Origin of the sequence: Pseudovibrio sp. JE062 (genome assembly GCF_000156235.1) — a bacterium.
Taxonomy (GTDB): domain Bacteria; phylum Pseudomonadota; class Alphaproteobacteria; order Rhizobiales; family Stappiaceae; genus Pseudovibrio.
Window position 1 is genome coordinate 147567 of the sequence record NZ_DS996812.1, and the last position, 9516, is coordinate 157082.

The 9516-nt window shown below is 53.0% G+C and carries 9 protein-coding genes; 2 read left to right on the forward strand and 7 right to left on the reverse strand.

Features of this window, described 5'->3' with window-relative positions; all coding sequences use genetic code 11:
* Nucleotides 1-28 precede the first annotated feature (28 nt).
* Nucleotides 29-661 carry a class I SAM-dependent methyltransferase gene (locus PJE062_RS19485; RefSeq protein ID WP_008551383.1) on the forward strand — a complete coding sequence of 211 codons (633 nt, stop codon included), beginning with the start codon at nucleotides 29-31 and terminating at the stop codon, nucleotides 659-661.
* On the opposite strand, the gene PJE062_RS19490 is transcribed toward PJE062_RS19485, so the two are convergent.
* The 6 genes from PJE062_RS19490 to PJE062_RS19515 all read right to left on the reverse strand — a co-directional run bounded on the left by PJE062_RS19490 (nucleotide 658) and on the right by PJE062_RS19515 (nucleotide 7838).
* Complete coding sequence (locus tag PJE062_RS19490; protein ID WP_037037727.1) at nucleotides 658-1518, reverse strand: endonuclease/exonuclease/phosphatase family protein; 861 nt, start codon at nucleotides 1516-1518, stop codon at nucleotides 658-660. The two genes, PJE062_RS19485 and PJE062_RS19490, sit on opposite strands and share 4 nt — an antisense overlap.
* Nucleotides 1519-1751: 233 nt before the next feature.
* Nucleotides 1752-2204: a hypothetical protein gene (locus PJE062_RS19495; RefSeq protein WP_008551681.1), complete on the reverse strand. Its 453-nt coding sequence runs from the start codon at nucleotides 2202-2204 to the stop codon at nucleotides 1752-1754.
* Between the two features lie 266 nt (nucleotides 2205-2470).
* Nucleotides 2471-4198: an ABC transporter ATP-binding protein gene (locus tag PJE062_RS19500; RefSeq protein ID WP_008551515.1), complete on the reverse strand. Its 1728-nt coding sequence runs from the start codon at nucleotides 4196-4198 to the stop codon at nucleotides 2471-2473.
* An 11-nt stretch (nucleotides 4199-4209) separates the two neighbouring features.
* The gene (locus tag PJE062_RS19505; protein ID WP_008551641.1) at nucleotides 4210-5172 is read right to left on the reverse strand and encodes an ABC transporter permease; all 963 of its coding nucleotides are present in this window, start codon (nucleotides 5170-5172) and stop codon (nucleotides 4210-4212) included.
* 21 nt (nucleotides 5173-5193) lie between these two features.
* Nucleotides 5194-6174, reverse strand: coding sequence for an ABC transporter permease (locus PJE062_RS19510; RefSeq protein WP_008551674.1), 981 nt, complete (start codon nucleotides 6172-6174; stop codon nucleotides 5194-5196).
* A gap of 83 nt (nucleotides 6175-6257) precedes the next feature.
* Nucleotides 6258-7838: an ABC transporter substrate-binding protein gene (locus PJE062_RS19515; RefSeq protein WP_008551688.1), complete on the reverse strand. Its 1581-nt coding sequence runs from the start codon at nucleotides 7836-7838 to the stop codon at nucleotides 6258-6260.
* Between the two features lie 315 nt (nucleotides 7839-8153).
* On the opposite strand from PJE062_RS19515, the gene PJE062_RS19520 reads away from it, so the two are divergent.
* Nucleotides 8154-8504: an ArsC family reductase gene (locus PJE062_RS19520; RefSeq protein WP_008551554.1), complete on the forward strand. Its 351-nt coding sequence runs from the start codon at nucleotides 8154-8156 to the stop codon at nucleotides 8502-8504.
* Between the two features lie 85 nt (nucleotides 8505-8589).
* Here PJE062_RS19520 and PJE062_RS19525 read toward each other — a convergent pair.
* On the reverse strand, nucleotides 8590-9516 hold a 927-nt coding region (locus tag PJE062_RS19525; protein WP_037037729.1), incomplete at its 5' end, for a radical SAM protein.

The following is a 9516-nucleotide window of genomic DNA, read 5'->3' on the forward strand; positions in this document are numbered from 1 at the left end:
ATACACTGCAGGAAATGGAGGGTTTTCTATGCAGGATTCCGCAGGATTTTGGGACAAACAGGCGCCGGGGTATGTGGCGCGTCCTATGAAAGACGTTGCTTCCTATGAGAAGGCAATGGACCGTGTTCGCTCTTATCTCACCCCTGAGCAAGAGGTGCTGGAGCTGGGGTGTGGCAGTGGTTCAACCGCGATGCTTTTGGCCAAGCATGTCAAGCACATGACTGCCAGCGATATTTCCGGAAAGATGATCGAGTTTGGGCAGGAAAAGGCCTGGAACGATGGCATTGAGAATATCAGCTTTGTGCATACTCCCGCTGGCAGCAGTGTGTTTGAGGGCAAGAGCTATGATGTGGTGATGGCCTTTAATGTGGTCCATCTGATCAAAGGGCCTGCCAGTGTTCTCAAGCAGGTGCACCGGATGTTGAAGCCGGATGGGTTGTTTATCACCAAAACGCCGTGTGTGGGTGATTGTCCGTTTTACTGGCGGTGGCTGATCAACGTGATGCGTCTTGTTGGTTATGCGCCCTATGTGAACTACCTGAAGCAGGTGCAACTGGAACGGATGATTGAGCAGTCGGGTTTCAAGATTGTTGAAACCGGCAACTACCCATCTTCTCCGATGGGCCGCTTTATTGTGGCGCGGAAGGTTCAGGCTGCTTAGAGGTCGACCTGCGCGTAGAGGCCGTGGTGGTCTGAGCCGTAGTAAGGGCGGAGAAACGTTTGGCCGCCCTTTGGTGCGAGCACATGGTCAATACGCATGGCGTAGGTGCCTTTGAACAGGAAGCTGGCTTTGAACGGGCCAGCCATCTGTGTGTTTGTTACCTCGGTGTATTGGCCCATAATATGAGACCACGGCACCATGTTGAAATCACCCGCCACAAGCTTGAGGCCCTTTAGCTCAGACAGGATCGGGATGATCTGCTCCGCCTGATTTTCCTGATAAAATGGCCAAGGCCAGTGCTGGTGGATGGAAACGACCCAGAGCGGACCTTCCTTGCTTTGGATATGCAAGGCAGCGATACCCAGGCCGATCTCACAACGGAAAGAATCTGTGGCGAGTGGCAGGCGGGAAAGCACGGCTACAGCGCCGACTGCTGTGAACGGGCAGACGATGTGGTAGGGGTAGTTTTCCTTCAGCGCATTGATCAGCGGCAGGTGTCTTTTATGGACTTCCTGCATGGTGATGACATCCGGTTTCAGCATCAGGATATCTTCCAGCACATCAACACGGTCGCCGGGGCGGAAGCTCAGGTTCTTCTGGTAGACGGTGAGGTCATAGCTGTTTGGAACGCTTTCTCCCTGATACGCCCACAAAACCGTTGCGCTGCTGAAGATGGCGATGATGACACCGGTGATCATCATGGTGGGCTGGCGGTAGCAGAACAGGGTGAGGACTGCGAGCAGGACCGCCAATGGCAGCCGGAACACTGACAAGCTATCGCCAAGCGGATGGACCATGCCCAAAAAGGACATGAGGAGTAAGAGGATTACTCCGATTATGGAAAGGCGCATAAACATGACAGGTTTTCGTCTGCGAAAGAAGGAAGATGCGAACCTGCTATGTGTACGCCTAACTTTGGCGAATATTTGACAGCGCAATCATTTGGCGGAAATGCTGGGTTTTTGGGTTTGACGGGCCGTCGTGCGCTAAAGAAAATGCCGCGCCATTGGTGGATGGCACGGCATGAGAAGCTGCTCGTTTACTCAGTCAAAGTTTGTTGTGTGCTCTGATGAGCTAGAGGCGTGTTTCGTTAGGATTTGTCTGGTTGCCCAACAGTGATGTGACCACGGCAGGTACCGTCAGAAAATACGCCGGTGATTGGGTTTTCACCGATCAGGCCGGAGGCAAACATCTGCACTTCAACTGGTGGGTTGTTTGCGCTGTCTTCAAAGACGATTTCGTAGGTGTTTGAAATCGTGAAGATGCCTTCGCCAACGGTGCCGTCAGACTCTGCAATCAGAACGCCGGAATCCTCAGAGGCTGCCTGATCTTCACTTGTGTCAGCTTTTCCGTTCTTCGGAGTTGCTGTGTAACCGCCGGAGTAACGTGTTTTGCAGGTGCCATCATCAGGTGAACCATCAACCAAAGACAGGTTGGTGAACTCAACTTTGGGTTGGCCGGTGTCGTGATTGTCAGCCAGTACTGGGGAGATGAAAAGGGCCAGTGCGCCAAGGCCAGCGATGGTAGCAGTTGTTTTTTTCATTTTAAACCTGCTCTGATCGGGAGAGATTGCATTTGTAGCTTTGAGTCCTCGCGGACGCGCAGACCATAGCGGCGGTATCCTTAACGAAAATCCTAGTGCGCCTCGTTAGTTTTCTCTGAAGGTAATACGGGGTGAAGATTGAGATGGCGAGTTTAAACGCTATTGAGTTAGAGGCAGCTGGATTGCGTTAACTTGTCTGGTGGCATGCAGGCAAAAGAAAAGGGCCCACGTGGGGGCCCTTTGTGGTGTTTGGGATGTTGGTGGTGTCAGGCCAGTTCTTCTTCGAGGTTCTGGCGGGACAGGCCTTCCATGCTTGGCATCAGGGAGAGGAGCTCCTTGGTGTAAGCGTGTTGCGGGTTGTCGAAGAGGTCTTCGGTGTCCGCGACTTCCAGAAGCTGGCCGTGGCGCATAACGCCGGTGCGATTACACATCTGCCGGATGACCGCGAGGTCGTGGCTGATGAACAGCATGGTCAGGCCCAGCTCGTCCTGCAGATCCTTCAGCAGGTTGAGGATCTGTGCCTGAATGGACACGTCGAGCGCGGAGGTTGGCTCGTCACACACCAGGAAGCGTGGGCGGGTCGCCAGTGCGCGGGCAATGGAGATACGCTGACGCTGACCACCTGAGAACTCATGCGGGAACTTGGCAGCAGCTGCGACGCCAAGGCCAACGTGTTCCAGAAGGTCATCAACGATCTGGTTTACTTCGCTGTTGGTGCTGGCCAGTTTGTGGAACTTGATTGGTTCCGCAACAATGTCACGCACACGCATACGGGAGTTCAGGGACGAGAACGGATCCTGGAAGATCATCTGCATCTGACGACGCATTGTCAGAACCTGCTTCTTGTCCTTCAAACTGGTCAGTTCCTGTCCGGCGAAGTGGGCGGTGCCACCTGCTGGATGGTAGAGACCAGTGATGACGCGGGCCATGGTCGATTTGCCTGAACCACTCTCGCCCACAAGACCGAAAGTTTCACCTGCGTGGATGTCAAAACTGACTTTATCCAGAGCCGTGAAGTACTGTCTGTTCTTAGAAATCCATGCGTCCTTGGTGAGGAACTTCATGGTGATGTCTTTTACATCCAGCAGTGGACCATCGACAGACTTGTAGTCGCGAGCCTTGCCCAGCCAATGGGTTGCAATGTCGATCTGCTTGAATGGCTTTGCAGAGCCTTCAATGTAATCCACCTGCGGGAAGCGATGCACTTTCACGTCCGGGCGAGGCACAGCAGCGATCAAGCTCTGGGTGTATGGATGCTTTGGAGCACCCAGTACCTGCTTGGACTCGCCATACTCAACCAGATCACCACGGTACATAACTGCTACGTGGTCGGTGAGGTCTGCAATCACGCCCATGTCGTGGGTGATGACAACCATCGCCACGTTTTTCTCTTCGCAGAGACGCTTCATCAGCTTCAGGATTTGCGCCTGAATAGATACGTCCAGAGCGGTCGTTGGTTCATCGGCGATGACAACTTCCGGGTCTGCGCAGAGGGCAAGGGCGATCACAACGCGTTGACGCATGCCACCAGAGAACTGGTGCGGGTACTGCGAGATACGCTCTTGCGGGTTTGGAATGCCGACCTGATCCAGCAGATCCACCGCGCGGGCACGCGCTTCTTCCTTAGAAAGCGGCAGGTGCAGGCGGATGGTTTCGACCAGCTGGAACTCGATGGTCTGAAGTGGATCCAGAGAGGTCAGTGGATCCTGGAAGATCATGCCGATGCGTTTACCACGCAGTTTACGCATGCTTTCCGGATCAAGATTGTCGATGCGCTGACCATCGAGGTGGATTTCACCTTCTGCAATGCGGCCCGGATGTTCCAGCAAGCCGATGGTGGCGTTACCAACGGTGGACTTACCAGCGCCACTCTCGCCCACAACGCCGAGGATTTTACCAGCGTCTACAGAAAGATTGACATTGCGGGACGCCGTGAAGACGTCTTTGCGGCTCGGAAACTGAACGGTGAGGCCGCGAATATCTAAGATGCTCATGGTCTCTCTCCCTAGCGCAGTTTCGGGTTCAGTGCGTCGCGGAGCCAATCGCCCAGCAGGTTCACTGCCAGAACGAGGATCGCGAGCGCCAGACCTGGGAAGATCGCAATCCACCACTCGCCTGAGAACAGGAAGTCGTTACCGATGCGGATCAGCGTGCCCAGAGATGGCTGTGTTGATGGAACACCAACGCCGAGGAAGGAGAGAGTTGCTTCTGTGATGATGGCCAGAGCAAGGTTGATAGTTGCAATAACCAGAACCGGGCCAAGCACGTTTGGCAGTACGTGACGGATCATGATGATCCATGCTGGAATGCCGATCACGCGGGCTGCCTGAACGTATTCCTTGTTCTTCTCAACCAGCGTGGAGCCGCGGACTGTACGTGCATACTGCACCCAGAAGGACAGGCCGATGGAGAAGGTGAGGATCCAGATCGCCCAGGTTTCACGGTCAATGTTACCGAAGATACCATTTGCGATACCGTCAATAAGCAGCGCGAGCAGGATTGCCGGGAAGGTGAGCTGAACTTCTGCGATACGCATGATAATCGCATCTGTGCGACCGCCGACATAACCGGAGATCAGGCCGAGAGAAATGCCGAGAACAGCTGCAAATGCAACGGACAGGAAGCCCACTGCCAGTGAAATGCGCATGCCGTACAGGATGCCGGAGAGCAGGTCACGGCCCTGATCATCGGTGCCCAGCAGGTAGCGTGGGTCGGACCATTCCATGCCGATGGGCGGGATGCGCGCGTCCAGAATGCTGATCTGCGCCAGATCGAACGGGTTGAACGGTGCCACGATTGGTGCAAACAGAGCGGCCAGCATCAGACCCAGCGTTGTGATTGCCGCCAGAACGGTAACCTTGGAGCTGAGGAAGCTGTGCAGCAGGTCGCTGTCCAGAAAACGAGCTAATGCGGAGCGGGAGGCTTCTGAAGCCTCGCTGCCGGAAACGGTTGGTGTGTTATCTGTCATGATTGTTGTCCTTACCGTTTCTTATGCGCGGCCGCGTTCGGTGCGCAGGCGTGGGTCAATCACAACGTAGAGAATATCTACGATGAGGTTGATGACCACGAAGATGAAAGCGGTGAGCAGCAGATAAGCTGCCATGATCGGAATATCCACGTTCTGCACGGCTTGCAGGAAGAGGATGCCCATACCAGGCCACTGGAACACGGTCTCGGTGATAATCGCGAAGGCGATGATGGAGCCGAGCTGCAGGCCGGTGATGGTGATAACAGGCACCATCGTGTTTTTGAGTGCGTGGATGTAATAGACGGACCGGTTCGGCAGGCCGCGTGCGCGGGCGAACTTGATGTGGTCGGTGCGCAGAACTTCCAGCATCTCAGCGCGGATCAGGCGCATGATGAGGGTCATCTGATACAGACCAAGCGTGATCGCCGGCAGGATGATTGCCTTGATACCACTGATGGTCAGGAAGCCTGTATCCCAGAAAGAGCCGAGCTGGGTGACTTCACCACGACCGAAGCTTGGCAGCCACTGCAGGGTGACTGAGAACAGGAAGATAAACAGAATGCCGATAAAGAATGTTGGCAGGGAGATACCTACGAGAGATACCGACAGGAACATCTTTGAGAGCCATGAATCGCGGTTCAGACCAGTGTAAACGCCCATTGGAATGCCGAGTGCCAGTGCGAAAACTGCAGAAGCAAAGGACAGTTCCAGAGTTGCAGGCAGACGGCGACCGATCAGGTCTGCTACAGGCTGCTTGAACTGGTAGGAGTTACCGAAGTCGAATTGGATTGCACCCATGACATAGCGGAAAAACTGAACGAGAACAGGGTCATTCAGGCCGAGGCTTTGGCGCAGGGCTTCACGTTGCTCTGGGGTGGTCTCAATGCCCACCATCTGGTTTACAGGATCTCCAACGAAGCGGAAAAGCAGGAAGGAGATTAAGGCTACGACAAACATGACCACGAGAGCCATGGCGATACGCCGGGAGATAAAGCCAAACATGGTGTTTTATAGTTGTTCCTGAGAATAGAGGTGCCCGGCGCCGAGGGCGCCGGGCTATTATCTTTTTTGGCTAAGCGGTAAACTTAGTTCTTCACTACATACTTGAAGTGGAACTCGTTATCCGCGCGCTGCTTCAGAGTAACCTTGTCGGAAACACCCCAAGCCAGACCCTGCTGGTGCAGAGGAATGTGAGATACTTCGTCGTTCAGGATTGTGTAAGCTTCTGAAATCAGAGCGTTACGCTTCTCTTCGTCGTTTTCGGAGAGAACCTTCTTGGTCAGTTCGTCAATTTTCGGGTTACAGTAACCACCCAGGTTGAATGGGCCACCAGCGCCTTTGTCGTCACGACAGTTGTTCAGGTTCAACAGAATGTTGTAGCTGTCGAAGGAACCTGGGGTCCAGCCGAGCATGTAGAAGGAAGTGTCGTAACCACCGGACGCGAGAACCTTCGCGAAGTACTTCGCTTTAGGTTGTGCGTTCAGGTTCACTTTGATGCCTACGCGTGCGAGGAATGCTGCAGTTGCCTGACAGATTGCTTCATCGTTCACGTAACGATCGTTCGGGCAGTCCATGGAAACTTCAAAGCCATCACCATAGCCAGCTTCAGCAAGAAGCTTCTTGGATGCTGCTGGATCGTATGGGTAACGAGAGAAGTCGCCGGAGTTTGCGAACAGGAATGGTGAGATCATCAGAGCTGCTGGCTCGGACAGACCACGCATGATTTTCGCTTTGATCGCGTCAACGTCAATTGCCTGGTAGAACGCCTTACGAACGCGAACGTCCTTGAATGGGTTCTTGCCTTTGATGTTGGAGTGGAGCAGCTCGTCACGCTTCTGGTCGAAACCGAGGAAGATAGTGCGCAGCTCAGGACCTGTCAGAGCAGTGGTGCCTGCATTGCCGTCTACACGCTTGATGTCCTGTACCGGGATTGGGAACGCCATGTCCAGCTCGCCAGAAAGAAGAGCTGCAACGCGGGTTGCGTCAGATCCGATTGGAGTGAACTCAACGCCAGTCAGGTTGTGTACTTTGTTGTCCCACCAACCGTCGTTTACAGTGAAAGTGGTTTTAACGCCTGGCTCGTGCGTTGCGATCTTGAACGGGCCGGTGCCGTTTGTGTTCAAAGATGCGTAGTTTGGATTGGTGTCAGAAGCAGAGGTCACCTTTACAGCGTTGTTTGCTTCAGTCCATTCCTTATCCATGATGTACCAAGTGGACCACTCGGAGTGCAGGATTGGATTTACGCCTGGCAGGATGAAGTCAACGGTGTAGTCATCGACCTTAACAACCTTCACGTCTTTCGCGATGCGGGTTGTCATGTCGGAGCCTTCAGCGCGCACACGGTCTGCAGAGAAGACCACGTCGTCAGCTGTGAAGTCGTTTCCGTTGTGGAACTTTACGCCTTTGCGCAGGTGGAAGCGCCAGCGGGTTGGCTCAAGAACTTCCCAGCTTTCAGCAAGAGCTGGTTCGATCTTAAGGTCTGCGGAACGGCGCACGAGGCCTTCATATACGTTGCCGTGCATGCCGAGTGTAAAGGTTTCGTTCAGGCTGTATGGGTCCAGTTGGTTGTATGTCCCCTGAAACGCGAACTTAAACGTTTCTGCATTTGCCTGAGTTCCGGCAGCAAGCGTCATAGCCAATGCAGCGGATGCAATCTTTAAACGCATTCTATTTTTACTCCCCTTGTCCCCCTCATGCAGATAATTAATTGTTCTGCAGGGGCCCCTCTGGTTTCGCCGTCCACTTATTAGGCGGATTCTGGCGTCTTAGTGATATTACCCATATGAATGAATGCGTCTAGGGGGCATTGCGTAGTTGAAACGAGGAAATAATGTGGGAGCAGCGCAATTTCATAGCGTATTCAGGCGCTAAGGGATGTATTTCTTGCGGTTTAATGCGTATCTGTTGAGAGACACTCCAACGTTAAGATGAGTATATTTCATCTAATGATGAGGAAATGAAGGGTTCTGATCTTGTTGATTATGTATGGTATTCGCAATTGCGACAGTGTTCGCAAGGCTCGTAAACTTCTGGATGAATCAAAAGTCGACTACACTTTTCACGATTACAAAAAAGATGGTGCAGATGAAAATGCACTGAACGAAGCCTGCAAGACATTCGGGTGGGAGTCCGTTCTTAATAAACGCGGTACTACATGGCGCAAACTGGATGATGAAACCAAGGCGGGCGTGAGTGATCAGGCTTCTGCTATCGCGTTGATGATGCAAGAAACTTCATTAATTAAAAGGCCACTTATTACGGGCGGAAAGCAGCTTTTGCTTGGTTTCGATGCGTCTTCTTGGGGGGAGATTTTGGAAAAAGGAGAGCTGTAAAAGCTCTCCTTTTTTGGACGGAAAAGTTCCAGGGTTGGGATCCTTTGGGCTTTGCCATCCTTCCAATGGTATGAGGCGCTGGCAATCACGAAATCTGAAGCGTGGTTGCCAACCCGAAATCTTTTATCTGACGAAGTTTTCTCGAAGCTGACCGCGACACTGAGTAAAAATGCTGCGAGAATTCTTCCGCCCCTGCCTCAAGCTCTTCACAGCTCATGTTTTTTGGTTGGTAGACGGCGTGGGCGCCATCGTATTCCCCCCAGTTGTCAGAGAGTAATCTGTCTTCCTGTTCCAGCTGTTTATAGAAGCGTGAACCAGGGAACGGAATGGCGATGGCTGGGGCAGTAATATCGACCCCAATGTCATGGTAGAACTTGGCGGTTTCGATGAAAATTTCTGGTGTATGTTCGTCAAAGCCAAAAATTGCTGTGGTGTCGACAATAATACCATGTGCATGAATGTTAGAAATTTGAGATTTTAAGTTTTCAGGTTTCACAAAACCCTTTCCGGCACGCTTAAGAGCTGCTTTGGATGGGGTTTCTATTCCAATCAGCAAGTACTTCGCACCGGACCGGGCAGCTGCTTCGAGAAGTTCTGGGTCATCTGCTATGCGAATAGTGGTCTCACCAGCCCATCTAATCTTGAGCGGTTCTAACGCTTTGAACAGCTCCAGAGCGTAGTCTCGATCTTCGGTCAGGTGGTCGGCGTGAAGCTCCACCCAATCCGTTTCCATTTCAGAAATCTCATTAATAATGTCTGGAATAGGCCGGTAGCGGGTTTTTCCGAGCATGCCAGGGATGAGGCAGAAGCTGCAATTGTGTTTGCAGCCACGGCTTACCAGTACGGACCACTCCCAATTGTACTGCTCAGCCGTGATGAGGTGGCGTGGATATGGGTTGAGTTTGGACATGTCGGCATAGGTGCCGGTGTATCTTGGCTTGAGGTCGCGGTTCTGGGCGTCCTGCAGCAGTTCGTCCCAGACGTTTTCACATTCGCCTGTCATCACTGCATC

Coding starts and splice junctions, on each gene's coding strand:
- PJE062_RS19505 (WP_008551641.1), bottom strand. CDS start 5,172: ATGACAGATAACACACCAACCGTTTCCGGCAGCGAGGCTTCAGAAGCC.
- PJE062_RS19495 (WP_008551681.1), bottom strand. CDS start 2,204: ATGAAAAAAACAACTGCTACCATCGCTGGCCTTGGCGCACTGGCCCTT.
- PJE062_RS19510 (WP_008551674.1), bottom strand. CDS start 6,174: ATGTTTGGCTTTATCTCCCGGCGTATCGCCATGGCTCTCGTGGTCATG.
- PJE062_RS19485 (WP_008551383.1), top strand. CDS start 29: ATGCAGGATTCCGCAGGATTTTGGGACAAACAGGCGCCGGGGTATGTG.
- PJE062_RS19515 (WP_008551688.1), bottom strand. CDS start 7,838: ATGCGTTTAAAGATTGCATCCGCTGCATTGGCTATGACGCTTGCTGCC.
- PJE062_RS19490 (WP_037037727.1), bottom strand. CDS start 1,518: ATGTTTATGCGCCTTTCCATAATCGGAGTAATCCTCTTACTCCTCATG.
- PJE062_RS19500 (WP_008551515.1), bottom strand. CDS start 4,198: ATGAGCATCTTAGATATTCGCGGCCTCACCGTTCAGTTTCCGAGCCGC.
- PJE062_RS19520 (WP_008551554.1), top strand. CDS start 8,154: ATGTATGGTATTCGCAATTGCGACAGTGTTCGCAAGGCTCGTAAACTT.